Origin of the sequence: Microbulbifer pacificus (genome assembly GCF_033723955.1) — a bacterium.
Taxonomy (GTDB): Bacteria; Pseudomonadota; Gammaproteobacteria; order Pseudomonadales; family Cellvibrionaceae; genus Microbulbifer; species Microbulbifer pacificus.
In genome coordinates this window covers 1993984-2019701 of record NZ_CP137555.1, presented here as the reverse complement: position 1 = coordinate 2019701, position 25718 = coordinate 1993984, and the positions used below count along the sequence as shown (strand labels likewise).

Below are 25718 nucleotides of genomic sequence, written 5' to 3'. Positions count from 1 at the left end.
AAGTTTGGGTTAAACGGAGCGAAAAATGGAAAATCAAATTTTTCAGTTGCAGTACGCAATTGATACATTTTATTTCCTCGTGTGCGGTGCACTGGTCATGTGGATGGCAGCTGGCTTTGCCATGCTGGAAGCGGGCCTGGTGCGTTCCAAAAACACCACGGAAATTCTCACCAAAAACGTGGCGCTGTTCGCCATCGCCTGCATCATGTACCTGGTGTGCGGCTACGCCATCATGTACGACGGCGGCTGGCTGTTGAACGGCATTGAAACCTTCGACCTGGAAGGCGTTCTGGCAAGTTCTGCTGAAAATGGTTTCGAAGGCGACTCCGTTTACTCCGGTGCTTCCGACTTCTTCTTCCAGGTGGTGTTCGTGGCAACGGCCATGTCCATCGTCTCCGGTGCGGTAGCCGAGCGCATGAAGCTGTGGAGCTTCCTGGTGTTCGCGGTGGTCATGACCGGTGTGATCTACCCGCTGGAAGGTTCCTGGACCTGGGGCGGTAAAGAAGTCTTCGGCCTGTACAACCTGGGCGACCTGGGCTTCTCTGACTTTGCCGGTTCCGGCATCGTGCACATGGCGGGTGCTGCCGCTGCTCTGGCCGGCGTACTGCTGCTGGGCGCACGTAAAGGTAAATACGGCCCGAACGGCGAAGTCTACGCCATCCCCGGCGCCAACCTGCCGCTGGCTACCCTGGGTACCTTCATCCTGTGGATGGGCTGGTTCGGCTTCAACGGCGGTTCCGTACTGAAACTGGGCGACGCCGCCAACGCACACTCCGTGGCCATGGTATTCCTGAATACCAACACCGCCGCTGCCGGCGGTGCGGTTGCCGCACTGATCACCGGTCGCATCCTGTTCGGCAAGGCCGACCTGACCATGCTGCTGAACGGCGCGCTGGCTGGCCTGGTAGCCATCACGGCTGAACCCTCCACCCCGACTGCGCTGCAGGCCACCCTGTTCGGTGCCATCGGTGGCGTGCTGGTAGTGTTCTCCATCATCACCCTGGACAAGCTGAAGATCGACGATCCTGTCGGCGCCATCTCCGTGCACGGCGTGGTCGGTCTGCTGGGCCTGCTGCTGGTACCGGTTACCAATGACGGCTCCTCTTTCAGCGGTCAGCTGATCGGCGCCGCAACCATCTTTGGTTGGGTATTCGCCGCCTCCTTCGCTGCCTGGTTCGCCCTCAAGCTCATCACCGGTATCCGTGTTACCGAGGAAGAAGAGCAGCAAGGTGTTGACTTGACCGAGTGCGGAATGGAAGCTTATCCGGAATTTATGAGCAAGTAATCGCTCATAATCTCGCTACCGGGCCTGAGCCAGGCCCGGTAGCAGCAAGAATCTTCCGGCACCGATTCACTTCTGGGCCGGTGCCCGTAAGAAACAATATCAGGGGATAAGTCAATGAAACTGATTACGGCTGTCGTGAAGCCATTCAAACTGGACGACGTGCGCACCGCTCTTTCCGAGGTCGGCGTACAGGGAATGACCGTGACCGAAGTAAAAGGCTTCGGCCGCCAGAAAGGCCACACCGAACTGTACCGCGGCGCGGAATATGTGGTGGACTTCCTGCCCAAGGTCAAACTGGAACTGGCAGTGGACGACAGCATGGTCGACAGCGCCGTGGAAGCGATCACCAAAGCGGCCCAGACCGGCAAGATCGGCGACGGCAAAATCTTTATCACTGCGCTCGAAGAAGTTATCCGTATCCGCACCGGGGAAACCGGCAGCGAAGCGGTCTGATCAAAGAATCCGACACAGTGTTTTAAGGGCCCCGCAATGCGGGGCTTTTTTATGCGCGATAAAAGTGAAAAAAGAATCTGACGTTGCGTGGCTGGAGCACGGCGTCTCCGCTGCGAATGTCGTCCGATTTGTGGCGCCAAACTCTGCATAACCAACTGCGATAAATCGCACAAAAAACGATCAAAATGTTCTACCAATTCCGGGAACCATTTCTGGCAGGCTGATTGGACACTGCCTATAACTATTTCGCCGCAGGAATTCTTCTGCCCGGCGGATTTTATTTGCAGTAATCACACGGCGCAGCCGCGTGATTATTTTTTTGCAGATAGTGCTGTGGGGCAGTAGCGGAGTTTTCCGCGCCAAGCTGCGGCAACAGGGGTATTCCCTCTGTAACAAGGGGTATCAAGTTACAGGGTAAAGTGACATGAAAGACGATCAGTACAGCGTTCGGGTAAAGGACTCCGATGACTTCGGCGAAGAACGCTCAATCACCTCCCGCCAGCGGGCCCGCAGTGAACTGAGTGCCGAAGTCGAGGCCTTCCTCGCCAGCGGCGGCGCCATCAACGAGATAGCACCGGATATCACCGCAGACCCTCCACGCAAGCCGCAGCCAAAGTACGGCAGCAGGCCCATCTGAAAACTTAGCGCAACAGGTGATACTGGAGCCGGCCCGGCCGGCATGACGGCAAACGCGTCACCCCGGCCCAGGCCGGGGTCCAGTTTTCAATGGATCGCGCTTCTCCCAGAATTTCCTTGTCTCATTTTTGCCCGGTGGTCGCCGGGAAGAATGTATTCAGCTGCGTGCCAGCATATCCGGCAGCAGGCGCTCAAGAATCTCGCCGATATAGGACAGGAAAAGGGTGCCGAGGCTGGAACGGTAGTGATTGGGGTCGCTGGAGCCCACCGCGAGAATACCCAGCTGGTTTGCCAGCGGTACTACGGCGGCGGAGGCGACACGCTCGGCATCGTCGCCAAACAGGAAGCTGGTTTCCGCAGGGCGCAGGGTGCCACACACGGTGCGGCCATTGCGCAGAATGGAGCCGATGGAGGTTTCCGCACTTGCGCGGGAATAACTGCGCACGTCGCCCAGCTGCTTGCCGGAACCGGGCAGCGGCCCGAACAGGGTCAGCGCGGTGACCTCGACATTGAAGTCATCGCGGAAACTCTGCAACAGCGCACGTCCGGCTTCGGCCACGGTGCGCGCCTCCAGCAGCGCCAGCACCAGACGGCGGCTGTGCATAAACAGCTGGTCGTTATCGCGGGCATTCTGCAGCAGCTGATCGAGACGCTGGCGCATCTCGATATTGCGCTCGCGCAACAGGTTGGTCTGGTGTGTCATCAGCGACACGGTTTTGCCGGATTCCCTGGGGACCTGGATGGTTTCCAGCAGATCCAGGTTTTCCGCGAAGAAAGTGGGATTCTGCATCAGATATCGCGCCACCTGCCGGGCCAGCACCTTTTTGTTGCGCTGGTTTTCGCTGTCGGCGGCCTGCTGTTTTTCCAGGCTTGCCTCGACGGCGCTGTCGATCAGGGGGGCGTCGCTGTGCTCGGTCATTACGGTATCGTCGTTGCTCGGTCGCTGGTTCCGGGACTGTATTCTGGCAATGGAGGTCAAACCTCCCGTTGCCTAAACCACTATCTGTCCGTGATATACCGCGGTCGCGGGTCCGGTCATGGTAACCGGCTCACCGGGGCCCGGCCAGTGGATTGTCAGGGTGCCGCCGGGGAGGGTGATCTGGACCTCTTCGTCCACCAGGCCGCGGATGCGCGCGGCGACCATGGCCGCACAGGCGCCAGTGCCGCAGGCGCGGGTTTCGCCAACGCCGCGCTCGAATACCCGCAGGCGCGCACGTTTGCGGTCAAGAATCTGCAGGAAGCCCACGTTTACCCGGGCGGGAAAACGCGGGTGGCGTTCGATGGCCGCGCCGAGGCTGTGTACCGGCGCCGTGTCCACATCTTCCACCAGCAGTACGGTGTGCGGGTTGCCCATGGAAACAGCGCCGACGGTGTAGGTTTCGCCGTCCACGTCCAGCGGGTAGCTCTCCGCCTGAATATCCGCCTGGAACGGAATCTTCGCGGGCTCCAGAATCGGTGGCCCCATGTCCACACTCACCTGGTCCGCACCCTGCACATTCAGCTCGAGGATGCCGGCGGCGGTTTCCACCAGGATCTTTTCCTTGCTGGTAAGGCGGCGCTCGCGCACAAAGCGCGCAAAACAGCGCGCGCCGTTGCCGCAGTTTTCCACTTCACTGCCGTCGGCGTTGTAGATGCGGTAGCGGAAATCCACGTCAGGGTCCCGGGGCGCTTCCACGAGCAGTAATTGGTCGCAGCCGATACCGATGTGGCGGTCGGCGATCTGGCGTACCTTGTCTGCCGTCAGCTTCACCCGTTGGGTGATGCCGTCGATCATCACGAAGTCGTTGCCGAGGCCGTGCATTTTGGTGAACTTGAGCCGCATTGTTGTTCGTTCCCGTCAGTCCTTGGCCGGTACCGTGGTTTCGCCGCGCACCAGATCCGCGAGGGTTTCGCGGGCGCGCACCAGATAGGTCTTGTCGCCGTCCACCAGTACTTCAGCGGCACGGGTGCGGGAGTTGTAATTGGAACTCATGGTGAAACCGTAAGCACCGGCGGAGAGCATGGCCAGCAGTTGGCCCTGTTGCAGCGCCAGCGGGCGGTGCTTGCCGAGGAAGTCGCCGGTTTCACACACCGGGCCGACGATGTCCCAGCTCTCGGTCTCGCCGTTGCTGGGCGTCACCGCAACGATATCCTGCCACGCCTGATACAACGCCGGGCGCAGATTGTCATTCATGGCGGCGTCGACGATGGCAAAGTTGTGGCCCTCGGTGCGCTTCAGGTATTCCACCCGGGTCAACAGAGCACCGCCGTTGGCAGAGATGGAGCGGCCGGGTTCCAGCACCAATGCCAGATCGCGTCCCGCAAGCTTTTCTTTCACTGCGCCGAGATAGTCGCTCACCAGCGGCGGCTCCTCACCGCGGTAGCGCACACCGAGGCCGCCGCCCAGATCCAGGTGCTTGAGCACAGTGCCGTCTTCGGCCAGCTCGTCGATCAGTACCAGCAGGCGATCGAGGGCGTCGAGGAAGGGAGCGATATCGGTGAGCTGGGAACCGATATGGCAGTCCACACCCACGGCGTTGAGGCTGGGGGAGGCCGCCACCTTGCGGTAGGCGTCGCGGGCACGCTCGATGGCGATGCCGAATTTGTTTTCCTTGAGGCCGGTGGAAATATATGGGTGGGTCTTGGCATCCACATCCGGGTTGACCCGCAGGGATACCGGGGCGATGACACCCATCTCGGCGGCCACCGCGTCGAGGCGCTCCAGCTCCGCTTCCGATTCCACATTGAAGCAGTGCACGCCCACTTCCAGCGCGCGGCGCATTTCCGCCGCGGTCTTGCCGACACCGGAAAAAACGATCTTGCCCGGGTCGCCGCCGGCCATCAGTACCCGCTCCAGTTCACCGGCGGAGACGATATCGAAACCTGCCCCCAGTTGTGCCAGCACGGACAAGATCCCCAGGTTGCTGTTGGCCTTGATGGCGTAACAGATCAGGCCCGGGTGATCGCCGAGTGCGTCGGCGTAGGCCTGGTACTGGCTTTCAAAATGTGCGCGGCTGTAGACGTAGGTGGGGGTGCCGAACTGCTCGGCGATCTGCTCGAGGTTCACGCCCTCGGCCCACAGGCTTCCCTGCTGATAGTGGAATTCACTCATTGCGATACTGCTTCTGCTTCCGTGTGTTGCTCGGACTGTTGTTCGGTGTTTTGCTGACCCGGGTCATTATTTTTTTCGGTCTCCTCGCTGCGCTTGCCTGCGGGCTGGCCGTGGCTGTGGGTAGCGGACGCCGGGGATGTGGTCGGCGAGGCCGGATCCTGCGGCAGGTAGAGCGGGCCCTTCTGGCCACAGGCGCTCAACAACGTGGTGAGGGCGACGATAGAGGCCATTGAAAGCAACGTTGTGCGCATCGGTGTTACCTGGATAGTACCTGCCGCGTTTCGCGGGACGAGAAGACTGGAAAAGCCTGCTAGTATAGCGACCCCCGTCTATGAACAACACCGTAACAGAAGTAACCGGATCATGACCCAGGCCGCCTCTCAAGCAACCTACAACGCCGCCATCGAACAGACCCTGATCGCGATCGAGGACGCCCTCGACAATTGCGATGTGGATATGGATTACGAGCGTGCGGACGCGGTGCTCACCATCACCCTGGAAGACAGCGGAACCCAGGTGATCCTGTCGCGCCAGAGCGCGGTACAGGAACTGTGGGTGGCGGCGCGCTCCGGTGGCTACCACCTCAAGTTTGAAAACCCGGGCTGGAAGTGCACCACCACCGGTGAGGACCTGCCGACGCTGCTGGACCGGGTGTTGAGCGAACAGCAGGGTGCGCCGGTATCGCTGGCGCTGGGAGCAGACTGATCCCGCAGGCTCGCGATGGTCGCCCGCACTGGCGGGCGTCCGTGTTCAAGCCCCCCGCCTGCTCGCCTTTTTCCCGTCTGCAACGCCCCTGATACCCCACACCTGTTTCCCGCCCGTTAAGACTTCCCCGCCCATCTCCGTCCATGCCAGAACCCACTGTATGTGCACAAAAACTTGGCTATTCACAATCTTGGTGCTAATTTGATATCAAATTGACATCAAAAGGAGATTTCGATGATCAGAGAAAAACGCGCATTTACCGTCAATGGTTACGGAATGCTGGCGCTGCTTCTGGTATTGCAGGTGTTTACGGTGGTAATGGCTTTGCGAAACCTGGCCGCCACGGAATTCCCGTTCGCCGCAGGCTGGGGCCTGGCGGCGGCAATTGTTGCATTCTGCTGGTTCGGACTGTTTATGGTGGCTCCCAATCAGGGGAAAATACTGCAGCTGTTCGGTAAATACGTGGGCACCGAGCATGTCACCGGCCTGCGCTGGGCCAATCCGCTGATTTTCAAGCGCACACCCATCTCCCTGCGCATCCGCAATTTCGAGAGCGGCAAGCTCAAGGTCAATGACGCCAACGGCAACCCGATCGAGATTGCCACGGTGGTGGTATGGAAGGTGGTCGATTCGGCCGAGGCCTATTTCGAGGTGGACGACTACGAGAGCTTTGTCACCATCCAGAGCGAGGCGGCGCTGCGCAACGTGGCGAATGAATTCCCCTACGACAATCACAGTGAGGACACGCTGTCCCTGCGCGGTGATCCCATCGAGGTGGCGGAAAAAATCCGCGACCAGGTACAGGAGCGTCTCGGCAGTGCCGGTATTCAGGTGATCGAGGCGCGGATCAGCCATCTCGCCTACGCGCCGGAAATTGCCCAGGCCATGTTGCGCAAGCAGCAGGCCGGTGCGGTGCTCGCGGCACGCAAGCTGATCGTGCGCGGTGCGGTGGAAATGGTCACCGATGCGATTACCACCCTGGCGGAGTCCCACGCACTGGAACTGGACGACGAGCGCAAGGCAAATATGGTCAACAATCTGATGGTGGTCATCTGTGGCGAACAGCAGGCGCAGCCCGTGATCAACAGCGGCAGCCTCTACTGATCGACCACGCGGTTACTGAACGATCAGGATCAACATGACGAAAAAGAAAGCTTTCCCACTGCGTATCAACGAGCAGGTACTGGCGGCGATGCAGCGCTGGGCGGACGATGACCTGCGCAGCCTGAACGCACAGATTGAATATGTGTTGCGGGATGCGCTGGTGAAGTCAGGCCGCGTGAAGCTGGTGCAGAAAGTAGTGACAGAGATAGAGGAAAAAAACGCAAAGCCTGAGGAATCGTAAGCGTGCCGGGGTGTGCGGATGTGCAGATTTTTTCGCACAGCGAAAACAGCCCTGCACCTGATAAAAATATAACTCTGCCGAGTCCAAGGATCGAACATGCAATACCCGCAATGGATCAAGAAACTCAAAAATTCGATGGTCAGTGTGATGATGGCGTTACTGCCTTTTACGGCGCACGCCGCCGGTCTCGAAGGAAATTGGGCCGGCAACCTGAAAGTCAGTGCAGCTGCGGAGTTGCCACTGGTTATTCACCTGCAGCAAAACGCGGGTAAATGGCAGGGGTCAATGGACTCCCCGGCTCAGGGTGCATTTGCCATCCCCATGACCAACGTCGAGGTGGTCGGGCAGCAGTTGAGCTTCGAGATTTCCGGATTACAGGCGAAGTACCGGGGTACACACGATTCCAGTACGGATAGTATTCGCGGCACTTTCACCCAGGGAATGTCATTTGAACTGATTTTTTCCCGGCAAAATCCGGCAGACAACAACGCCAGCGTGCCTGTCCGTCCACAAATGCCCGTTGCGCCCTTTTCCTATAAAACCGAAGAGGTCGAGGTGCACAACGCCAAGGCCGATATCATTCTCGCGGGAACCCTGACCAAACCCTCGGGCCCAATCAAGGCCACCGCGGTACTGATCAGCGGCTCGGGTCCGCAGGACCGCGACGAATCCATTGTCGGGCACAAACCGTTTGCGGTGCTTGCCGATCACCTGAGCCAAAAGGGATATGCCGTACTCCGGCTGGATGATCGAGGCGTTGGTAAATCTTCCGGCGTTTTTGACAACGCCACCTCAGAAGACTTTGCCGGTGATATCAATGCCGCCGTGGATTTCCTGAAGGGACGCGCGGATATCCCGGCGAATACCATTGGCCTGATTGGCCACAGTGAGGGCGGAATGATTGCCCCGATGGTGGCATCGAGCAGGCCGGATATCGCGTTTGTCATCCTGATGGCCGCGCCGGGTGTTGAGGTGATCGACCTGTTTATCGAGCAGCGCTCAAACGTTTTCCGGATGATGGGCGTGCCGCCGTTGAACCTAAGCAAGATCAGGCAGCTCGACGAGGTCTTGTTTCAGGATCTCAATCGACTGCCGAACGGCGCAAATCTGACTCCGACAATGCGCGATACCATGCGCGAAATCTCCCGCGCCATGAGTGAGAAAGACGAGAGCGCCGTCGAAAATCAGGTTGCTGCGCAGGAGAAAATTTTAACCTCTCCCTGGTTCAGATATTTCCTGAAATTCGATCCGGAAACCTACCTCAAGAAACTTGAAATGCCGGTGCTGGCACTGAACGGCAGCCTGGATATCCAGGTTGCCGCCAAACAGAACCTCGATGGAATCCGGCAGGCGTTGGAGGATGGCGGCAATGGGGATGTTCAGGTGGTGGAACTGGATAAACTGAATCACCTGTTCCAGACCGCTGAGACGGGTGCTGTTTCCGAGTACGGAAACATTGAGGAAACGATCGCGCCAAAGGCGTTGAATCTCATCAACGAGTGGCTGGATAAACACTTTGCGCAGCCGGGGCTGCGCAAGTGAGTCTCTTAAAATAAATATAGGGTATTCCTGCGCAAGCCCGGCGGAACGTCTCTACATTGGCTTCTGCTGTTATTGGTGTTGTCCGCTGGTAAATTTGGTTTTCGCATAGGGCCCAATGCGTTCGATTTTCTCGACCCACAGCGCGCCGCGATAATCCGCCGGCAGGAACTCCAGCTCCTCAGGTTTATATATGCCGTGCATTCCGCGGCCGCGGCCCGCGAAATCCAGTTCCATTACCAGCGAGCCCGCGTCTTGCATGCGCTGCATAAATCGATCCGGCCAGCCCCAAAGCGCCCACTGCCAGGTATTCGGCGCAACCACCGCGCCGTTACGACAGGCTTCCGGCACATAGCCACTCCAGCCCAACATCAGGTAGCGCACCGTGCACTGTTGCACGCTCTCGCGGCTAAAACTCCAGGCATCCGGACGCAACGCACGTATCTTCTGCATTACCTTCTCACTGCCGTAGACGAGCAGCGGACCCTGCAGCGGTAACTGGCGCTCGCGCAGGTACTTGTCCAGCAGCTTCGCCTCTTGTGGTCTTCCGCTTTTGATATTGACCAGGAACCTCTTGTCGGGAAATGCCCGGTAGACCTCTTCCAGAGTTGGCATCAGCCCCACGCCCTTGCCGCGAAAAGGAAACGTCTCGCCGTTATCCGCGGTATAGCCGTAACCGATATCCAGGGTTTTCAGATAACTCATCGCATGGTCGCGGGTGACGCCGCTAGCTTCGGTACGGCAGTCGAGGGTCCAGTCGTGGAACACCGCAAATTCGCCATCGGTGGTGGGGTGCACATCGATCTCGACGATATCCGCCCCAAACTCGAACGCGGCGCGCATGGAAGCGAGGGTGTTTTCCAGATAGGCGTGTTCCGGTTGATACATCCGCGTCGCGGTGCAGTCGTCGCGACCAAGGTTTTCCCGGTTAAAGGTCTGGTAGACGCCGCGGTGGGCAATCAGCGTGGGCTTGCCCGTGTGTTTTTCTGCAAGCCACGAGGCGTTGGTGAGGTAAATGGCAATGGCGAAGGCGGCGGTGCCGAGCAACAGGTATTTGCGCATGGGAGACTCTTGTTCTGATCGGAGCTTGTGATCGGAGGAGTCTAGCGGGTCACGCTATTGCAAAGATGGCGCCGGGCGGGATGAATTGTGGCGAAATATGGCGGCGGGCCCGGCGGCCCGCCGCACCAGGCTATTTAGCGCGAGGCGATCAGCGTGCGCGCGCGCTCACAGGCGCCGCGCACCTGGTTCGGCGCGGTGCCGCCGATATGGTCGCGCGCGGCGACCGAGCCCTCCAGGGTCAACACGTCAAATACATCGTCGCCGATCACCTCGGAGAACTGCTGCAGCTGCGCGAGGCTGAGTTCCGCCAGGTCGCACTTCTGCTCGATGGCAAAGGCCACGGAGTGGCCGACGATCTCGTGGGCATCGCGGAAGGCGACACCCTTGCGCACCAGGTAGTCCGCCAGATCGGTGGCGGTGGAGAAGCCCTTGCCGGCGGCGGCGTACATGTTTTCCTTCTTCGGCTTCAGCGCCGGTGCCATATCGGCGAAGGCACGCAGGCAGTCGAGCACGGTGTCGGCGGCGTCGAACAGGGGTTCCTTGTCTTCCTGGTTGTCCTTGTTGTAGGCCAGTGGCTGGCTCTTCATCAGGGTCAGCAGGGCTATCAGGTGGCCGTTAACCCGGCCGGTCTTGCCGCGCACCAGTTCCGGCACATCCGGGTTTTTCTTCTGCGGCATGATCGAGGAGCCGGTGCAGAAGCGGTCCGGCAGATCGATAAAGTCGAACTGGCTGGAGGTCCACAGCACCAGCTCCTCGCTGGCGCGGGACAGGTGGGTCATCAGCAGCGCGGAGAAGGCGCAGAATTCGATGGCGAAGTCGCGGTCGCTGACGGAATCCAGGGAGTTCTCGGTGGGCGCATCAAAGCCCAGCAGCTCCGCGGTGCGGGCGCGGTTGATCGGGTAGCTGGTGCCGGCCAGTGCCGCGGCGCCCAGCGGAGAGCGGTTGACGCGCTTGCGGCAATCCATCAGACGTTCATAGTCGCGGCTCAGCATCTCGTTCCAGGCCAGCAGGTGATGGCCGAAGGTGACCGGCTGTGCGGTTTGCAGATGGGTAAAGCCGGGCATGATGGTGTCTGCGTTCTGCTCGGCGAGATCCACCAGACCGGTCTGCAGGCGGGTCAGCTCGGCTCCGATCTGGTCGATGCGGTTGCGCAGCCACAGGCGGATATCGGTCGCCACCTGGTCGTTGCGCGAGCGGCCGGTGTGCAGTTTTTTGCCGGTGGCGCCGATGCGCTGGGTGAGGCGCGATTCGATATTCATGTGTACATCTTCGAGCTCCACCGACCAGGGGAAGCTGCCCGCCTTGATCTCTTCGGCGATGTCCTTGAGGCCGCCCTCGATCTGCTGGAACTCCTCCACCGTCAGCACGCCCACTTCCGACAGCATCTGTGCGTGCGCCAGGGAACCCTGGATATCTTCCAGTCCCATGCGCTGGTCGAACATCACCGAGGCGGTAAATCGCTCCACAAAGGCATCGGTGGCTTCGCTAAAGCGGCCGCCCCACAGCTTTGCGGCCGGATTCTGGGCGTTGTTTGCGGATGCGTTGTCGTTACTCATGCTGCCTCTGATGTGTGTGGATTGCGATGTCGACCGGGTAGTGGAACTGCGCCAGTGATGGCGGTATCTTCACCGTCTTAGAGCGAGTCCAGAATAAAGATAACCTGATATGACATCTTCCCGGCCCGCGCAAGCGGCGGGCATTATAGCGCAGGAAATTCACGAAACTGCCCCCGCAGGCAAAGATTCTGCGCGTCACGAGACCGCTGCTCCCCCCCATTTCTTGCCAGAGCTGTGCGGTGTGACCGGCGTGGCTGCGCTGGTATTGATGGGCGAGCTGCTGGCGCTGGTGCTGGTGCTCGCCACCGACGGGCTCAATCCGTTCAATTGGCAGCGCCTGGGGCTGGTGTCTCTCACCGTGCAGTGGGTGATGCTGCCCGCAGCCGCCATCCTGTGCCGGCTGCGCCCGCGCCTGGCGCGCCTCTCTCACAAGTTCGCCGCCGCGCTCAGCTATTCCACCGTACTCGCGGTGCTGTTGACGGTGTTGCTGGCGCAGCACTGGTGGGTGGCGGATATGGAAGGTGTACCTGTGGACCTCTGGGCGCTGCTGGCGAATTTTCTGGTCGGCGCCATTTGTGCGGGCGTGGTGCTGCGCTATGCCTATGTGCAGCAGCAGTTGCACAACCAGCAGCAAGCGGAACTGGGGGCGCGAATCGACGCGTTGCAGTCGCGCATTCGCCCGCACTTCCTGTTCAACAGCATGAACAGCCTCGCCAGCCTGATCGCCGTGGATGCCGAGCGCGCGGAAAAACTGGTGGAAGATTTGTCGGCGCTGTTCCGCGCATCTCTGGCGGACTCAAAATTGGTACCGTTGGAGCAGGAAGTTGCACTGGCGCGGCGCTACCTCGAAATAGAATCCCTGCGCCTTGGCGATCGCCTGCAACAGGAGTGGCAGATCGGGGAGCTGCCGGCAGAGGCACAACTGCCGTCCATGTTGTTACAGCCGCTGTTGGAAAACGCGGTACTGCACGGAATTGCACGTCTGCGCCGGGGTGGGAAAATTGAAATTACGATTCGCCAGGATGATGCGAGTCGCCAAAATGTCATTGGCAGTCGCGCACCCGAGCTGCTATTGTCGATTCAAAATCCTGTTGCAGTTTTTGAGTCGAACGTTGAGACGGAAATCAGCCCTGGTGTGAGCACCGGCAACGGTATGGCGGTGGAAAATATTCGCCAGCGTCTCAGTGCGTTTTACGGCAGTCGTTTCCGCTTTACCGCGGAAGTCCACGATGGGGAGTGCGGTAAAGAGTACCGCGTGGAATTGCGATTGCCGTTCAAAGCCATCAATTCGACGAGTGAAACCAGAATAACTGAGCCAGCAAAAACCCCCGTGCTGGAAGAGGTGGCCCAATGAGTGCTGCCGAACATCCACTGGGAGTGCTGATCGTCGACGACGAACCGCTGGCGCGGGCCAGACTGGCCCGACAGTTGCAGACTATTAATGGTTGCCAACTGCTGGGAGAAGCTGCCGATGGGGAAAGCGCGTTACAACAGCTGGATTCACTCGACCCGGACCTGTTGTTACTGGACATCGAAATGCCCGGAGAAAACGGGCTCCAACTCGCCACCCAAATTACCAACCGTCCCAATCCACCCGCGATCATTTTCTGTACCGCACACGACGAGTTTGCGCTCCCTGCCTTTGCGGTTGCTGCATCGGGTTACCTGCTCAAGCCCGTCAATGTGGAGCAACTGGCACAGGCGATTGCCCAGGCGCGAAGACTGAGCAAACCGCAACGCCAGGCGCTGCACACACAAGTTCCACAACACGCCAGCGGCCGCCGCCAGATCAAGGCGGTGAGCCGCCGCGGTGTGCAGTTGCTGGATGTGGACGATATCCGCTGTTTCATTGCCGAAGACAAATACGTCATCGCCCACCACAGCGGCGGTGAGACGGTGCTGGATGAGTCGCTGAAGGAACTGGAAGCGGAGTTCGGCGAGCGCTTTGTGCGTGTGCACCGCAACGCAATTGTTGCGGTGGATTTCATTGCCGGGTTGCAGAAAGGCGGTGACGGCTATCGGGTGACACTCGCCGGGATTGCGTTGACCCCGGTAGTGTCGCGGCGGTTGCTCGCCGGCATCAAGTCACTGTTGGCAGAAATGGCTTAAACCGATCGCGTTTATCACCGTCTCCCCGCAACTCTGGTTTCCAGGACACGGATTTCCCGCCAGTTTTCCGCTGGCGTCGACAGCGGATTTCTATCCAGAATCACAAGATCGGCGCGCTTGCCCACTTCCAGGCTGCCGATTTCCTCTTCCATTCCCAGCTGCCAGGCGGCGTTGATGGTAATGGTGCGCAGTGCCTGGCTTGGGGTCAGCGCCTCGGCCTCCCCGATCGCGGTGCCTGCGCGGCTGCGACGGGTGATCGCTGTTTGCATCAGGCTGAAGGGTTCCGCCGGGAACATGGGGCTATCCGAGTGCAGGGTGGGGTGCATGCCCAGCTCGAATGCACTCTTTACTGGCAGCGTGCGCTGGGTGCGCTCAGGTCCCAGCAATGCGGTGTTCAGGGCGTCGCCGTAGTAGTAAATGTGGTTGATGTGAAAACTCGGCGAAATACCCAGCCTGGCAAATGCCGGCAGCATTTCTTTGCGGAGTAGAAGTCCGTGTTCCAGGCGGTGTCGGCGGGCGACAAATTCCTGCCGCTGTGTTTCCGGCAAACTTTCATAGACCTGCTGCAGAATCTGCACGTATTCCTGCGCAGCGCGGTCGCCCTGCACATGGGTGGCAATCTGCCAGCCGCGTTTATTCAATTCCTGAAACTGGTTGCGTAACTGCTCCGCAGAAATCACTGGTTCGCCGTGGCTGCCGTGGACGATGCCCAGCTCTTCGGCCAGATGGCTATCCAGGTATGGCTGCTCCACCACCATGCTGCCACTGTAGGGCGAACCGTCGAACCAGAACTTGGCGCCGCGCACGTGGAAGAACTCGCCGTCTTGTTCCGGGCTGCCGGATAACTTGTTCAGGTTGTCGCCGCGGTAATAGAAAAACTGACGGATACGCGGCTGCAGGCTTTCCAGGGATGCCCAGCGCGCGAGCCATGCGGGCATGTTGAAGCCGAGGGACGCCACGCTGGTGTAGCCCGCGTTGCGTAAATCCGTCAGTACACCGGTATAGGCGTTGGTGACTTTGAACGGATTTTTGTGTTTGGCGAGAAATGGCTCCAGTGCCTGCTTTTCTACCAGGGTGCCATTGAGGCGGCCATTTTTATCGCGGCCGTAATAGGAGCCTTCACCGGGGTCGGGTGTCTGTTCATCGATGTCCATGGCGGCCAGCGCAGCGGAGTTCACCCACGCGGTGTGCATGCTCTGGGCGAGAATAAACACGGGGTTGTGCGGCGCCATCTGGTCGAGGGAATTGCGGTCCGGCAGCTGCAGTCCTTCGAGTAATACCGGGTCCAGCCCCATGGCGTAGATCCACTCCCCCTGCGGTGCGGCGGCAATCGCGCTTTCCAGCTGCTGCCACGCCTCAGCGGCGGTGCGGTGGCGGAAGCCGCTCATATCGACAAAGTTGCGGAATACCGCGCTGATGGCCGGGTGTTCGTGTACCGCGATAAAACCCGGCAGCAGGGCTTTGCCGTTGAGGTCGATGGTTTCGGTGCGCACACCTGCGAGTGCCGAGATCTCTTCGCTGGTACCGACCGCGGTAATCTTTCCATCCTTGATCGCGAGCGCACTGGCAACGGAATCTTTATCGTCGAGGGTGACGATCTCGCCATTGATATAGATGCGATCGGCGTCTGGCGATTCCGCACAGGCCAAGAGCAGAGATCCCAGTAGCGGAAGCAGACTGAGTTTTAAACTGTTTGAAAAACACTTGGGGAATCGCATTATTTTTTGAGCCAACTACTGCTTTTAAAGTTAACTGCTACGGAGTGCCATCCACAGGCCGGCGCAGACCAGGACACTGCCGCCGACCATGTTGAACGAACGGTTGGCGGAGCCGCTTTGCAAGTACCGGCGCGCCCGCACTGTGGCCCAGGTATAGATCAGCATGACACCGCCGACGGACAGGGTGGCTATTGCATAGATAGTGAGTACATCCGCGGCATCAATGGCATTGACGGGAAGAAAGGCCGGGAAAAAACTCAGGTAAAACAGGATCGCTTTTGGGTTGCTCAGGGTCGTCAGCAGGCCGAGGCTGAGACTGGAATGCAGCGAGTGATTTGCGGTGGTCTCGATTTCGGAAAAGCGGGTGCGGGCGCGGACCAGATTGATGCCCAGCCAGATCAGGTAAGCTGCGCCGAGATACTTGATCACCACAAATGCGCTGCCCATTAAATCCGCCACATAGGCAAGCCCGGACAGGCAGAGGCCGATAAATACATAGTCGCCAAACAAAATGCCGATACTGGTGGCAGTGCCATGGAGTACACCACCACTTACCGAGCGCGCAATCACGGTGAACACGCCGGGGCCGGGAATAGCGGCGAGAATAATCATGGTGCCTAACAGCGCGAGTGCACTTAGCAGTGTCACGGGAAATTCCTATTTTGGGGCCGCAGAAATAACCGCGTATCGTCGTAGTAAAGTTGGCAGTCGACGGGTGGGGCAACTCTATCTTCGCCCCGTTCTCCGGCATAAAAAAGGGCAGGGGCGTTGCCGCGCCTGCCCTTCGTCTGGCGTCCGCTTTTATCAGTAAAGGCGCGGGCCGCCGCCGCTGCCGTCGGAGTCGCTGGCAAGACTGAGTTCGTCGGCGGCGCTGTTCAGGTACTCGGCGTCTGACTCGGACTTGAGCTTGATCATCAGGCGCAGGTCGTTGGCGGAGTCAGCGTGCGACAGCGCGTCTTCGTAGGTAATTTCGCCGCGGTCGTAGAGTTCGTACAGGGCCTGGTCGAAGGTCTGCATGCCCTGCTCGGTGGAGCGCTTCATCAGCTCCTTCATTTTGTGTACTTCGCCCTTGCGGATCAGGTCGGCCATCAGCGGGGTGTTGATCATGATCTCGAGACAGGCACGGCGGCCGTCACCATCCGGTGTGGGTACCAGCTGCTGGGCAACCATGGCGCGGAGGTTCAGTGACAGGTCCATCCACAGTTGCTGATGACGGTCAGCGGGGAAGAAGTGGATGATCCGGTCGAGGGCCTGGTTGGCGTTGTTGGCGTGCAGGGTGCACAGGCACAGGTGGCCGGTTTCCGCGAAGGCGATGGCGTGGTCCATGGTCTCGCGCGAGCGCACCTCACCAATGAGGATGACGTCGGGTGCTTGGCGCAGGGTGTTCTTCAGCGCGGTCTCGAAGGAGTCGGTATCCAGGCCCACCTCGCGCTGGGTGACGATGCAGCCGCGGTGCTGGTGGATAAATTCGATGGGGTCTTCGATGGAGATGATGTGACCCTTGGAGTGCTCGTTGCGGTGGCCGATCATGGAGGCGAGTGAGGTGGACTTACCGGTACCGGTGGCGCCCACAAAGATGATCAAGCCGCGCTTGGTCATGGCCAGCTCTTTGAGCTGCTCGGGCAGGCCGAGACCGTCGATGGTGGGGATCTTGGTTTCGATCCGGCGCAGCACCATGCCGACGAGGTTGCGCTGGAAGAAGGCGGAGACCCGGAAGCGGCCGACATTGCGCACGGAGATGGCAAAGTTGAGTTCCTTGCTTTCGATGAACTCTTTTTTCTGCCGCTCGTTCATGATGCCGATAACGAGTTCGCGGGCTTTTTCCGGCGTGAGCGCAGTGGTGCTGACCGGCACGACTTTGCCGTGCAGCTTGATGGAGGCGGGCACACCGGCGGTGATGAACAGGTCGGATGCGCCTTTTTCAGTCACCAGTTGTAGGAGTCGTTCGATTTCCATGTTTAAACACCGCTTCGTTTTTATCTGGTTCCGGGGGACTGCTTTGATTGAGTCCTGTGGCGGTTGGGCAACGGGGGCGGGTTTTCAGGACCGCTGTGAACCCATCCCTGGGAGCTTCGGCGCAAACATCCTGTTTGCGACGATCCTGAAAACCCGCCCCCGGTACCCAACCTTCAATTCACGTTTTTGTACTGCGTAAGCCGATTAGCTATCGACTTGCTTTTATTCGTCATCCCGGCCCTGAGCCGGGATCCAGTTTCCTAAGTGCCTTGGATAGGTCCCTTAGAAATTCTCCGGCATCTTCGCTTTTTCGCGCGCGACTTCGCGGCTGATGATGCGTTTTTCCACCAGGTCCTGCAGGCACTGGTCCATGGTCTGCATGCCGACGCTGGCGCCGGTCTGGATGGCGGAGTACATCTGCGCGATCTTGTCTTCGCGGATCAGGTTACGGATCGCCGGGGTGCCGCGCATGATTTCGTGGGCGGCAATACGGCCGCCGCCGTTGCGCTTCAGCAGGGTCTGGGAGATCACCGCCTGCAGTGATTCCGACAGCATGGAGCGCACCATGGCCTTTTCCTGCGCCGGAAACACGTCCACCACACGGTCGATGGTCTTGGCGGCGGAGGTGGTGTGCAGGGTGCCGAATACCAGGTGGCCGGTTTCCGCGGCGGTCAGCGCCAGGCGGATGGTCTCGAGGTCGCGCATCTCACCCACGAGGATGATGTCCGGGTCTTCACGCAGTGCGGAGCGCAGGGCTTCGGAGAAGCCGTGGGTGTCGCGGTGGACTTCGCGCTGGTTCACCAGGCACTTCTTCGACTCGTGTACGAATTCGATCGGGTCCTCGATGGTGAGGATGTGTTCGTACTTGTTGTCGTTAATGTAGTCGATCATCGCCGCCAGGGTGGTGGATTTACCGGAACCGGTGGGGCCGGTGACCAGTACCAGGCCGCGGGGGGTGTCGGAGATCTGCTTGAACACCTGGCCCATCCCCAGATCTTCCATGGTGAGTACCTTGGAGGGAATGGTCCGGAACACGGCGCCGGCGCCGCGGTTGTGGTTGAACGCATTCACACGGAAGCGGGCGACACCGGGTACTTCGAAGGAGAAGTCGGTTTCCAGGAACTCCTCGTAATCCTTGCGCTGCTTGTCGTTCATGATCTCGTAGATCAGGCCGTGCACCTGCTTGTGCTCCATGGGCGGCAGGTTGATGCGGCGGACGTCGCCGTCGACGCGGATCATGGGGGGCAGGCCGGCAGAGAGGTGCAAGTCGGAAGCGTTCTGCTTGGCGCTGAAGGCGAGGAGTTCTGTAATGTCCATACTGCTACCTTTATTGTTCTCTTAACTTTCTCTTGTCGATGTGACGCGGGGGCAGTGGGCGCATAGAATGCCCGCCGAGCAAAATTTGGGTTCCAGTATATGCGTAAAGGCTTGAGAGGGTCGATTGTCGAAAACCTTAATTCCGTGACTGAGCGGATTGTCACAGCCTGTCGATTTTGTAACCGCCCGGCGGATGCCGTCACCCTGCTGGCGGTGTCGAAAACTCGCCCAGCCGCTGATCTGCGCGCCGCCTACACGGCCGGCCAGCGCCATTTCGGCGAGAACTACCTGCAGGAGGCGCTGGACAAGCAGGCAGAACTGACTGACCTCGATATCGTGTGGCATTTCATCGGCCCGCTGCAATCCAACAAGACCCGGGATGTGGCGGCGCATTTTCACTGGCTGCACACGGTGGATCGCCTCAAGGTCGCCAGGCGGCTGTCGGAGCAGCGCCCGGCAGATTTGCCGCCGCTGAATATCTGTCTGCAAGTGAATATAGACGCTGAAGAGAGCAAATCGGGTATTGCGCCTGAAGAATTGCCGGCGCTGGCGGCGGCGGTGGCGGGGCTGCCGAATCTGAGGCTGCGCGGACTGATGGCAATTCCGGCGCCGCGCGGTGCCAGCGAGGACCAGCGTATTCCGTTCCGGCAACTGGCGGTGCTGCTGGAGACGCTGAAGGCGCAGCTGCCGGAGCAGCCGCTGGATACCCTGTCTATGGGTATGTCCGCTGATATGGAGGCGGCGATTTTCAGTGGTGCCACGATTGTGCGCATCGGTACCGATATTTTTGGCGCGAGAAAGTAGTCGTGCGGATTGCACAGGCTGCAGACAGAATTACAAGGAGCTAGCGATGTCTGATTACAAAATGGTCTTTATCGGTGGCGCGGGCAATATGGCCGGCGCCGTCATCGGCGGGCTGGTGGCGAGCGGCTATCCGGCGGACAACATTGTCGCCACCGGGCGCGACGAGCAAAAACTCAGGGATTTTGTCGCGCGCACCGGGGTGCGTGGCAGCACCGACAATCTCAGCGCCATCCGGAATGCCGATGTCATAGTACTTTCCGTGAAACCGCAGGTGATGAAAGAACTCTGTGAGTCCATCGTCGCAGAAGTGAGTGCTCGCAAACCCCTGATCATCACGCTGGCGGCGGGCATTCCGCTCGCTGCCTATCAGCGCTGGCTGGGCGCGGGGGTGCCGATCATCCGCGCCATGCCGAATACACCGGCACTGGTCGGAACCGGGGTTACCGGTCTTTATGCGGGCGCCGGGGTCACCGGTGAGCACAAGTCCGTCGCCACCCAGATGGCCGATGCGGTGGGTATCGCGCTGTGGGTGGATGAGGAATCCGGTATCGACCAGGTGATCGCCGTATCCGGATCCGGCCCCGCGTATTATTTCCAGTTTATGGAATCCATGATCGATGCCGCCGAGAAGGCCGGCATGAACCGCGCCGACGCAGCGCGCCTTACCTTGCAAACCGCACTGGGCGCGGCGAAACTTGCGGTGGCCAGCGACATCGATGTGGCGCAACTGAAACGCAATGTCATGTCCCCAAACGGCACTACCGAGCGCGCGATCAAGCGCTTTCAGGACGGTGGCTTGCCCGAGCTGGTCGAGCAAGCCATGAGCGACTGTGCCGCACGCGCGGCGGAAATGGCAAAAGAACTGGATAAGTAAAAGGACTTTTGATGGTCAGTACCTTCAGCAATATCGGCGTGTTCATTCTCGCCACCCTCGGCATCCTGTTCCTGTTTGCGGTCATCCTGCGCTTTATGCTGCAGTTGGCGCGGGCGGATTTTTACAATCCGATCTCCCAGGGCATCGTCAAGGTCACCAATCCACTGCTGCGCCCGCTGCGCAAGATCGTTCCCGGATTCTTCGGCATCGATATGGCCTCGGTTGTGCTCGCACTGCTGGTGGGCTGGGTGATGATCATGGGGGCGGGAATCCTCGCCGGTGCCGGCCTGTTGAACCCGCTGTCGGCCCTGTTGTGGTCCCTGATTGGCTGCCTGATGACGCTGATCGCCATTCTGTTCGTCGGCATGCTGATCTCCATCGTGGTCAGCTGGGTTGCACCTCACAGTAGCAATCCCGCCCTGATGTTGCTGCGTCAGCTGCTGGAGCCGGTGTATGCGCCGGTGCGCAAGATCATCCCGCCGCTGGGGGTGATCGATATCAGCCCGATCTTCGTGTTTATCCTGCTCACGGTGGCGGACAAACTGCTGATGGGTTTTGCGCGCAGCGCCCAGATGCCACAGCTGGTGTATAACTTGTTCTGGCACATTCCGTTTTGATTTGTCCCGGGAGCCGGAGAGACCGGCTTCCATCTGACTTTCCTGCCAATTTTGATCCTGTCTCTGCAACCAGTTCGCGAAACCCTCGCAATGGGGTTTCACTCGCCGTCTGCATGCTGGAAAATGGCCTGCAAATCCGTAAGTAGTAACAATAAGAACTCCAAACATGGAAGATGCGACCTTGCGCCAGCACATTGCCGATTACGACCGGTGGAAAAAAGGGCTCGACACTCAGTTCAAGCGCTTCAGTTTTTGGCTGGAGGAGCATTTTCCCAACTCAGCCGGCGCCCGCCAGGTGGTTCAGCAGGCCCGCCAGCTGCTGGTCGATGACCAGTTCACTGTGGCGTTGGTGGGGGAGTTTTCCCGCGGCAAGACCGAACTGATCAACGCGCTGTTGTCCCACACCTACGGCAAGCGCCTGCTGCCGTCGCGCCCGGGTCGCACCACCATGTGCCCCACGGAAATCTTCAGTGATGGCAGCGAGCAGGCGTCGGTGCGCCTGTTGCCCATCGAGACGCTCGCCACCAACACCAGCCTCGAGAGCTTCCGCCGCATCCCGCAGAAGTGGGTCAATTTCGATTTTGATCCGGACGATGCCGAGGCCACCCGCGAGGCGCTGATGAGAGTGGCCGCGACCAAGGCGGTGACCCCGGAAGAGGCCGCCCGCTATGGTTTTGATCGCCGCCACCTGGATGGCAACGGCAATCTGGTACAGATTCCCGCCTGGCGCTACGCACTTATCTCGCTGCCGCACCCGCTGCTGGCCCAGGGCCTGCGCATCATCGACACCCCTGGATTGAACGCACTGGGCAACGAACCGGAACTGACCCTGTCCACCCTGCCCAGCGCCCAGGCCGTGGCCTTCCTGCTCTCTGCCGACGCCGGGGTCAGTGGCACAGACCTGAATATGTGGGAAACCCATCTGGTACCGCTCAAACATCACCGCGGCACAGCGGTAATGGCGCTACTGAACAAGATCGATGTGCTGTGGGATGATCCGGACGAGGATTGCGAGCAGATGGTGCGCAAGATGCGCGCCGAGGTGAGCAAGCTGCTGGATCTGCCGCAGGAAAGTGTGGTGGGTGTGTCCGCCAAGAAAGCACTGCTGGCCCGCGCCGAGCGCGATCCGGTGCTGCTCAAGCAGAGCCGTTTTGGCGAGTTCGAGGAGCTGCTGGTGCAGCGTCTGATGGACCACCGGGAAAAGGTGGCCAACCACCGCTCGCTGCACCAGGCACTGATGCTGATGGCGGATACCCGCGATCTGCTGAAACGCCGCTTGAACAGCGGCCGCGCCACTCTCGAGCATTTGAAGCGTCACGGTGCCACCAGCCAGGAGCAACTGGAGGAACTGAAGCAGCTGCATCAGACCGCCAAGGAACAGCACAAATACTGCCACCAGGAATTACTGACGCTCAAATCCAGCCAGCGCATGCTGGCCCGCCAGCGGGCCTCACTGCTGGCGCCGATATCCAGCCAGCAGCTCCAGCAATTGATCGATGAGACCCGCCGTGCACTGAACGAGCGCTGGTCGCCGCTGGGACTGGCGCGTGCCATCGACGGCTTTATGGGCGGGGTGGAGCACCAGTTGTCCAACCTCGAGCGCGAGGTGGATCAGGCCAATCGCCTTGTGGATGCGATCTACGACCGCTCCAGCCTGAGCAACGTCATCTCCGCCGAGCACCATTTCGATATCGCCGGTTTCCGTGCGGCGCTGCGCGGTCTCCACCGGCAGGCGGCCCAGTTGCGCCGCTCGCCGCAGCTGCTGCTGGCCCGCCGCAACCGCCTGACCGAACGCTTTGTGGCGACGCTGGCGAACGAGGTGGGACGGGTATACAGCCAGATGATTGCCGCGGTGGATGGTTGGCTGGAACAGGTGTTGGAGCCGCTGAAGCAGCATGTGCAGTACCAGAAGCACCTGCTGAACCGCCACCTGATCAAGCTGACAGAGCTGAAGCAGAAGACCCAGAGCAAACGCACCGACCTGCGCGCGCTGGAGGAAGAGCTGCTGCGCAACCACAGTGCGCTGGGCGACCTGGAAGACCTGCTCAAGCAGACCCAGGTCGCACCGCAGCCGATTGCACCGGCGCCGGTGGCGACAGTAACCAACAATGTGACACCGCTGAAAGCGCCCGCCAGCGTTTAGTAAAGTGCTGACAGGGGCGGTGTACTCACGCCGCCTCCTTCCGTAAACTTGGCGCCCCGCCAAGCAACCACATGCGAAAGATTTTGACCACGGAAGCGCAATCTCCCCGTTCGGGAATACCGGCCGATTCGGTCGGCATTGTTGAGCCGCAAAGCCATACTTTTCCCGGGCCGTTCAAGCTGGCCTGCGGCCGCGTGCTCGACGAATACACCCTGATGTATGAAACCTACGGCACCCTGAACGCCGACAAAAGCAACGGGGTGCTGATATGCCACGCGCTTTCCGGACACCACCACGCCGCCGGTTACCACAGCGAAAGCGACAAGCGCCCGGGCTGGTGGGATCACTATATCGGCCCCGGTAAACCCATCGACACAAATAAATTCTTTGTGGTGGCGCTGAACAACCTCGGCGGCTGTCACGGCTCCACCGGCCCCGCGTCCATCAACCCTGCCACCGGAAAACCCTGGGGCCCGGATTTTCCGCCGCTGCGTGCGCGGGACTGGGTACACAGCCAGGCGCAGCTGGCAGATCTGCTGGGTATCCAGCAATGGGCCGCAGTGGTGGGCGGCAGCCTCGGCGGTATGCAGGCGATGCGCTGGTCGCTGGAATATCCCGAGCGCGTGCACCACTGTGTGGTTATTGCCTCGGCGATGAAGCTGTCTGCACAGAATATTGCGTTCAACGAGACCGCGCGCCAGGCGATCACCTCCGATCCGGATTTTCGCGACGGTCGCTACCTGGAAGAAAATACCCTGCCGCGCCACGGCCTGGCGGTGGCGCGCATGATTGGGCATATCACTTACCTGTCCGACGATGGCCTGGGCAAGAAGTTTGGCCGCGAACTGCGCTCCGGCACCTTCGAGCAGGGTGTGGAGGAACTGGTGGAATTCCAGGTACAGAGTTACCTGCGCCACCAGGGCGATTCTTTTTCCGGCAGCTTCGATCCGAATACCTATATCCTGATGACTCGCGCACTGGATTATTTTGATCTGGCGCGGGAGTACGGAGACGATCCGGTAACGGCGTTTTCCCACGCGCGCTGTAAATTCCTGCTGGTGTCGTTCACTTCCGACTGGCGCTTTGCGCCGGAGCGCTCGCGGGAAATTGCCGATGCGCTGATGCACGCAAATGTGCCGGTCACCTACGCAGAGGTGGAGTCTCCCATGGGCCACGATGCCTTCCTGCTGCCCAACGAGCGCTATGAGAAAGTGTTTGCTGCCTACATGAACAACGTCGCCAAAGAATTGCACGGGGAGCTGCAGGCATGACGCGCAAGGACCTCGCAATAATTGCCGATTGGGTTGCACCCAAGGCCCGTGTACTGGATCTCGGTTGTGGCGACGGCGAACTTCTGGCCCAGCTGGCAAAACAGAAACAGGTCAGCGGTTACGGGCTGGAAATCGATCCCGTGCAGATCCAGAAGTGTGTCGAGCGCGGCGTGAATGTGGTGGAGCAGAACCTGGATAAGGGGCTCGCGAATTTCGCCGACCAGAGCTTCGATACCGTGGTGATGACGCAGGCCCTGCAGACGCTGCGCTCTCCCCATCTGGTGGTGGAGGAAATGCTGCGGGTGGGGCGCGAGTGCATCATTACCTTCCCCAATTTCGGACAGTGGAAGGCGCGCTGGCACCTGGCGTTTTCCGGGCGGATGCCGGTATCGGATTTATTGCCTTTTGAATGGTACGACACACCCAATATTCACTTTTGTACTTTCAAAGATTTCGAGGTGCTGTGTCGCGAACACAATTGGCAGATTCAGCACCGGCAGGTGGTCTCTGAGTCCACCATTTCCGGCGTTTTGAAGGATTTTTTACCGAATCTGTTCGGTGAAACGGCGATCTACCATCTGACTCGCTAATATTACTGGCAGTAGGTTGTATAACACGTCACCGCAAGGTCTTTATTGATTGAGCTCCGGTGGCAATTAGCGCAAGCGCAATACACGGGAATCCCAGGAGGACGCTGTGAAACGTCTGTATGCTGCATTTATCTCCATCGCCTTGCTGTTGTGGGCAGCCACCGCAGCGGCGCAGGGTGCCAAGGTCATCGAAAACTTTCAGGATTTCGGTGAGTACCGGGTTACCTATTCGGTGTTCAACAGCGATTTCATCTCACCGGATATTGCGCGGCTCTACAATCTGGTGCGCGCCCGCGACCGCGCGTTCGTGAATATTTCCGTCAGTAAAAAGGGCGAGCTTCAGGGCACCAGCGCGGGTGTTTCCGGTAATGCCACGAATCTGATCCAGCAGTCACGGGCGCTGGAGTTCCAGGAAATTCGCGATCAGGAGGCGGTGTATTATCTGGCCCCTTTCCGGTTTGAGAATGAAGAGAGTCTCACCTTTAATATCGACCTGGTATTGCCCGACGGCAGCGCCCAGCAACTTACCTTCCGCCGCCAGCTGCACAAAAACTGACTGGTGCTGAATCCCATCACAGCGAGCGTATTGCGCTCGCTGTTTGCGTTTTCCGGCGCTCAATTCCGATATTGTCTGATTCCAAAATAGA

Annotated in this window: 26 protein-coding genes; 16 read left to right on the top strand and 10 right to left on the bottom strand. The window is 59.7% G+C overall.

Features of this window, described 5'->3' with window-relative positions:
- Positions 1 to 25 precede the first annotated feature (25 nt).
- The 3 genes from R5R33_RS08720 to R5R33_RS08710 all read left to right on the top strand — a co-directional run bounded on the left by R5R33_RS08720 (position 26) and on the right by R5R33_RS08710 (position 2375).
- Positions 26 to 1285, top strand: coding sequence for an ammonium transporter (locus R5R33_RS08720; RefSeq protein WP_318955631.1), 1260 nt, complete (start codon positions 26 to 28; stop codon positions 1283 to 1285).
- Between the two features lie 114 nt (positions 1286 to 1399).
- A complete protein-coding gene (locus tag R5R33_RS08715; RefSeq protein ID WP_043319767.1) occupies positions 1400 to 1738 on the top strand; it encodes a P-II family nitrogen regulator in 339 nt (112 codons plus the stop codon).
- 424 nt (positions 1739 to 2162) lie between these two features.
- Entirely contained in the window at positions 2163 to 2375 is a 213-nt protein-coding gene (locus R5R33_RS08710) for a hypothetical protein (RefSeq protein WP_318955630.1), read from the top strand.
- A gap of 156 nt (positions 2376 to 2531) precedes the next feature.
- Here the strand turns inward: R5R33_RS08710 and R5R33_RS08705 are convergent, their stop codons facing one another.
- The 4 genes from R5R33_RS08705 to lptM form a co-directional block, all read right to left on the bottom strand.
- Positions 2532 to 3293, bottom strand: a complete 762-nt coding sequence (locus tag R5R33_RS08705; protein ID WP_318955629.1) for a DUF484 family protein — start codon at positions 3291 to 3293, stop codon at positions 2532 to 2534.
- Between the two features lie 72 nt (positions 3294 to 3365).
- Entirely contained in the window at positions 3366 to 4196 is an 831-nt protein-coding gene (gene dapF, locus R5R33_RS08700) for a diaminopimelate epimerase (protein WP_318955628.1), read from the bottom strand.
- A 15-nt stretch (positions 4197 to 4211) separates the two neighbouring features.
- Positions 4212 to 5465: a diaminopimelate decarboxylase gene (gene lysA, locus R5R33_RS08695; protein WP_318955627.1), complete on the bottom strand. Its 1254-nt coding sequence runs from the start codon at positions 5463 to 5465 to the stop codon at positions 4212 to 4214.
- The gene (gene lptM, locus R5R33_RS08690) at positions 5462 to 5716 is read right to left on the bottom strand and encodes an LPS translocon maturation chaperone LptM (RefSeq protein WP_318955626.1); all 255 of its coding nucleotides are present in this window, start codon (positions 5714 to 5716) and stop codon (positions 5462 to 5464) included. Before lptM ends, lysA begins: the two co-directional genes overlap by 4 nt.
- 112 nt (positions 5717 to 5828) lie before the next feature.
- Between lptM and cyaY the strand changes: the two genes are divergently transcribed.
- The 4 genes from cyaY (at position 5829) to R5R33_RS08670 (ending at position 9057) form a co-directional block, all read left to right on the top strand.
- The gene (gene cyaY / locus R5R33_RS08685) at positions 5829 to 6170 is read left to right on the top strand and encodes an iron donor protein CyaY (RefSeq protein WP_318955625.1); all 342 of its coding nucleotides are present in this window, start codon (positions 5829 to 5831) and stop codon (positions 6168 to 6170) included.
- Positions 6171 to 6404: 234 nt separating this feature from the next.
- The gene (locus tag R5R33_RS08680; RefSeq protein WP_318955624.1) at positions 6405 to 7274 is read left to right on the top strand and encodes an SPFH domain-containing protein; all 870 of its coding nucleotides are present in this window, start codon (positions 6405 to 6407) and stop codon (positions 7272 to 7274) included.
- 34 nt (positions 7275 to 7308) lie between these two features.
- The gene (locus R5R33_RS08675; protein WP_318955623.1) at positions 7309 to 7515 is read left to right on the top strand and encodes an Arc family DNA-binding protein; all 207 of its coding nucleotides are present in this window, start codon (positions 7309 to 7311) and stop codon (positions 7513 to 7515) included.
- 96 nt (positions 7516 to 7611) lie between these two features.
- Positions 7612 to 9057, top strand: coding sequence for an alpha/beta hydrolase family protein (locus R5R33_RS08670; RefSeq protein ID WP_318955622.1), 1446 nt, complete (start codon positions 7612 to 7614; stop codon positions 9055 to 9057).
- Positions 9058 to 9126: 69 nt separating this feature from the next.
- On the opposite strand, the gene R5R33_RS08665 is transcribed toward R5R33_RS08670, so the two are convergent.
- The gene (locus R5R33_RS08665) at positions 9127 to 10116 is read right to left on the bottom strand and encodes a glycerophosphodiester phosphodiesterase family protein (protein ID WP_318955621.1); all 990 of its coding nucleotides are present in this window, start codon (positions 10114 to 10116) and stop codon (positions 9127 to 9129) included.
- 134 nt (positions 10117 to 10250) lie between these two features.
- Positions 10251 to 11672 carry an argininosuccinate lyase gene (gene argH, locus R5R33_RS08660; RefSeq protein ID WP_318955620.1) on the bottom strand — a complete coding sequence of 474 codons (1422 nt, stop codon included), beginning with the start codon at positions 11670 to 11672 and terminating at the stop codon, positions 10251 to 10253.
- 109 nt (positions 11673 to 11781) lie between these two features.
- On the opposite strand from argH, the gene R5R33_RS08655 reads away from it, so the two are divergent.
- Both R5R33_RS08655 and R5R33_RS08650 read left to right on the top strand, forming a co-directional pair.
- Positions 11782 to 13026, top strand: coding sequence for a sensor histidine kinase (locus tag R5R33_RS08655; protein WP_318955619.1), 1245 nt, complete (start codon positions 11782 to 11784; stop codon positions 13024 to 13026).
- On the top strand, positions 13023 to 13781 hold the full coding sequence (locus R5R33_RS08650) for a LytR/AlgR family response regulator transcription factor (RefSeq protein ID WP_404810391.1): 759 nt from the start codon (positions 13023 to 13025) through the stop codon (positions 13779 to 13781). The genes R5R33_RS08655 and R5R33_RS08650 overlap by 4 nt, the downstream gene beginning before the upstream one ends.
- Positions 13782 to 13795: 14 nt before the next feature.
- On the opposite strand, the gene R5R33_RS08645 is transcribed toward R5R33_RS08650, so the two are convergent.
- The 4 genes from R5R33_RS08645 to R5R33_RS08630 all read right to left on the bottom strand — a co-directional run bounded on the left by R5R33_RS08645 (position 13796) and on the right by R5R33_RS08630 (position 18772).
- Entirely contained in the window at positions 13796 to 15430 is a 1635-nt protein-coding gene (locus tag R5R33_RS08645) for an amidohydrolase (protein ID WP_318955618.1), read from the bottom strand.
- A gap of 99 nt (positions 15431 to 15529) precedes the next feature.
- A complete protein-coding gene (locus R5R33_RS08640) occupies positions 15530 to 16147 on the bottom strand; it encodes a LysE family translocator (RefSeq protein WP_318955617.1) in 618 nt (205 codons plus the stop codon).
- A 156-nt stretch (positions 16148 to 16303) separates the two neighbouring features.
- Positions 16304 to 17455 carry a PilT/PilU family type 4a pilus ATPase gene (locus R5R33_RS08635; RefSeq protein WP_318955616.1) on the bottom strand — a complete coding sequence of 384 codons (1152 nt, stop codon included), beginning with the start codon at positions 17453 to 17455 and terminating at the stop codon, positions 16304 to 16306.
- 282 nt (positions 17456 to 17737) lie between these two features.
- Positions 17738 to 18772 (bottom strand): type IV pilus twitching motility protein PilT, encoded by a 1035-nt coding sequence (locus tag R5R33_RS08630; RefSeq protein WP_318955615.1) that lies wholly within the window; start codon positions 18770 to 18772, stop codon positions 17738 to 17740.
- Between the two features lie 99 nt (positions 18773 to 18871).
- On the opposite strand from R5R33_RS08630, the gene R5R33_RS08625 reads away from it, so the two are divergent.
- The 7 genes from R5R33_RS08625 (at position 18872) to R5R33_RS08595 (ending at position 25627) form a co-directional block, all read left to right on the top strand.
- On the top strand, positions 18872 to 19576 hold the full coding sequence (locus R5R33_RS08625) for a YggS family pyridoxal phosphate-dependent enzyme (RefSeq protein ID WP_318955614.1): 705 nt from the start codon (positions 18872 to 18874) through the stop codon (positions 19574 to 19576).
- 46 nt (positions 19577 to 19622) lie between these two features.
- Positions 19623 to 20450 (top strand): pyrroline-5-carboxylate reductase, encoded by an 828-nt coding sequence (proC, locus tag R5R33_RS08620; protein WP_318955613.1) that lies wholly within the window; start codon positions 19623 to 19625, stop codon positions 20448 to 20450.
- Positions 20451 to 20461: 11 nt separating this feature from the next.
- Positions 20462 to 21067 (top strand): YggT family protein, encoded by a 606-nt coding sequence (locus tag R5R33_RS08615; RefSeq protein ID WP_318955612.1) that lies wholly within the window; start codon positions 20462 to 20464, stop codon positions 21065 to 21067.
- Between the two features lie 166 nt (positions 21068 to 21233).
- Entirely contained in the window at positions 21234 to 23210 is a 1977-nt protein-coding gene (locus R5R33_RS08610; RefSeq protein WP_318955611.1) for a dynamin family protein, read from the top strand.
- A 71-nt stretch (positions 23211 to 23281) separates the two neighbouring features.
- A complete protein-coding gene (metX, locus tag R5R33_RS08605) occupies positions 23282 to 24481 on the top strand; it encodes a homoserine O-succinyltransferase MetX (RefSeq protein ID WP_318955610.1) in 1200 nt (399 codons plus the stop codon).
- On the top strand, positions 24478 to 25071 hold the full coding sequence (metW, locus tag R5R33_RS08600) for a methionine biosynthesis protein MetW (protein WP_318955609.1): 594 nt from the start codon (positions 24478 to 24480) through the stop codon (positions 25069 to 25071). Before metX ends, metW begins: the two co-directional genes overlap by 4 nt.
- Positions 25072 to 25177: 106 nt before the next feature.
- Positions 25178 to 25627, top strand: a complete 450-nt coding sequence (locus R5R33_RS08595; RefSeq protein ID WP_318955608.1) for a DUF4426 domain-containing protein — start codon at positions 25178 to 25180, stop codon at positions 25625 to 25627.
- The last annotated feature ends 91 nt before the right edge of the window (positions 25628 to 25718 follow it).

What these genes read in the sequence shown, in the direction of transcription:
- dapF (WP_318955628.1), bottom strand. Translation starts at nt 4,196, where the DNA reads ATGCGGCTCAAGTTCACCAAAATGCACGGCCTCGGCAACGACTTCGTG.
- R5R33_RS08680 (WP_318955624.1), top strand. Translation starts at nt 6,405, where the DNA reads ATGATCAGAGAAAAACGCGCATTTACCGTCAATGGTTACGGAATGCTG.
- argH (WP_318955620.1), bottom strand. Translation starts at nt 11,672, where the DNA reads ATGAGTAACGACAACGCATCCGCAAACAACGCCCAGAATCCGGCCGCA.
- R5R33_RS08720 (WP_318955631.1), top strand. Translation starts at nt 26, where the DNA reads ATGGAAAATCAAATTTTTCAGTTGCAGTACGCAATTGATACATTTTAT.
- metX (WP_318955610.1), top strand. Translation starts at nt 23,282, where the DNA reads ATGCGAAAGATTTTGACCACGGAAGCGCAATCTCCCCGTTCGGGAATA.
- R5R33_RS08610 (WP_318955611.1), top strand. Translation starts at nt 21,234, where the DNA reads ATGGAAGATGCGACCTTGCGCCAGCACATTGCCGATTACGACCGGTGG.
- R5R33_RS08675 (WP_318955623.1), top strand. Translation starts at nt 7,309, where the DNA reads ATGACGAAAAAGAAAGCTTTCCCACTGCGTATCAACGAGCAGGTACTG.
- lysA (WP_318955627.1), bottom strand. Translation starts at nt 5,465, where the DNA reads ATGAGTGAATTCCACTATCAGCAGGGAAGCCTGTGGGCCGAGGGCGTG.
- R5R33_RS08655 (WP_318955619.1), top strand. Translation starts at nt 11,782, where the DNA reads ATGACATCTTCCCGGCCCGCGCAAGCGGCGGGCATTATAGCGCAGGAA.
- R5R33_RS08665 (WP_318955621.1), bottom strand. Translation starts at nt 10,116, where the DNA reads ATGCGCAAATACCTGTTGCTCGGCACCGCCGCCTTCGCCATTGCCATT.
- R5R33_RS08705 (WP_318955629.1), bottom strand. Translation starts at nt 3,293, where the DNA reads ATGACCGAGCACAGCGACGCCCCCCTGATCGACAGCGCCGTCGAGGCA.
- lptM (WP_318955626.1), bottom strand. Translation starts at nt 5,716, where the DNA reads ATGCGCACAACGTTGCTTTCAATGGCCTCTATCGTCGCCCTCACCACG.
- R5R33_RS08615 (WP_318955612.1), top strand. Translation starts at nt 20,462, where the DNA reads ATGGTCAGTACCTTCAGCAATATCGGCGTGTTCATTCTCGCCACCCTC.
- R5R33_RS08715 (WP_043319767.1), top strand. Translation starts at nt 1,400, where the DNA reads ATGAAACTGATTACGGCTGTCGTGAAGCCATTCAAACTGGACGACGTG.
- R5R33_RS08710 (WP_318955630.1), top strand. Translation starts at nt 2,163, where the DNA reads ATGAAAGACGATCAGTACAGCGTTCGGGTAAAGGACTCCGATGACTTC.
- R5R33_RS08650 (WP_404810391.1), top strand. Translation starts at nt 13,023, where the DNA reads ATGAGTGCTGCCGAACATCCACTGGGAGTGCTGATCGTCGACGACGAA.
- cyaY (WP_318955625.1), top strand. Translation starts at nt 5,829, where the DNA reads ATGACCCAGGCCGCCTCTCAAGCAACCTACAACGCCGCCATCGAACAG.
- R5R33_RS08625 (WP_318955614.1), top strand. Translation starts at nt 18,872, where the DNA reads ATGCGTAAAGGCTTGAGAGGGTCGATTGTCGAAAACCTTAATTCCGTG.
- metW (WP_318955609.1), top strand. Translation starts at nt 24,478, where the DNA reads ATGACGCGCAAGGACCTCGCAATAATTGCCGATTGGGTTGCACCCAAG.
- R5R33_RS08630 (WP_318955615.1), bottom strand. Translation starts at nt 18,772, where the DNA reads ATGGACATTACAGAACTCCTCGCCTTCAGCGCCAAGCAGAACGCTTCC.
- R5R33_RS08670 (WP_318955622.1), top strand. Translation starts at nt 7,612, where the DNA reads ATGCAATACCCGCAATGGATCAAGAAACTCAAAAATTCGATGGTCAGT.
- proC (WP_318955613.1), top strand. Translation starts at nt 19,623, where the DNA reads ATGTCTGATTACAAAATGGTCTTTATCGGTGGCGCGGGCAATATGGCC.
- R5R33_RS08635 (WP_318955616.1), bottom strand. Translation starts at nt 17,455, where the DNA reads ATGGAAATCGAACGACTCCTACAACTGGTGACTGAAAAAGGCGCATCC.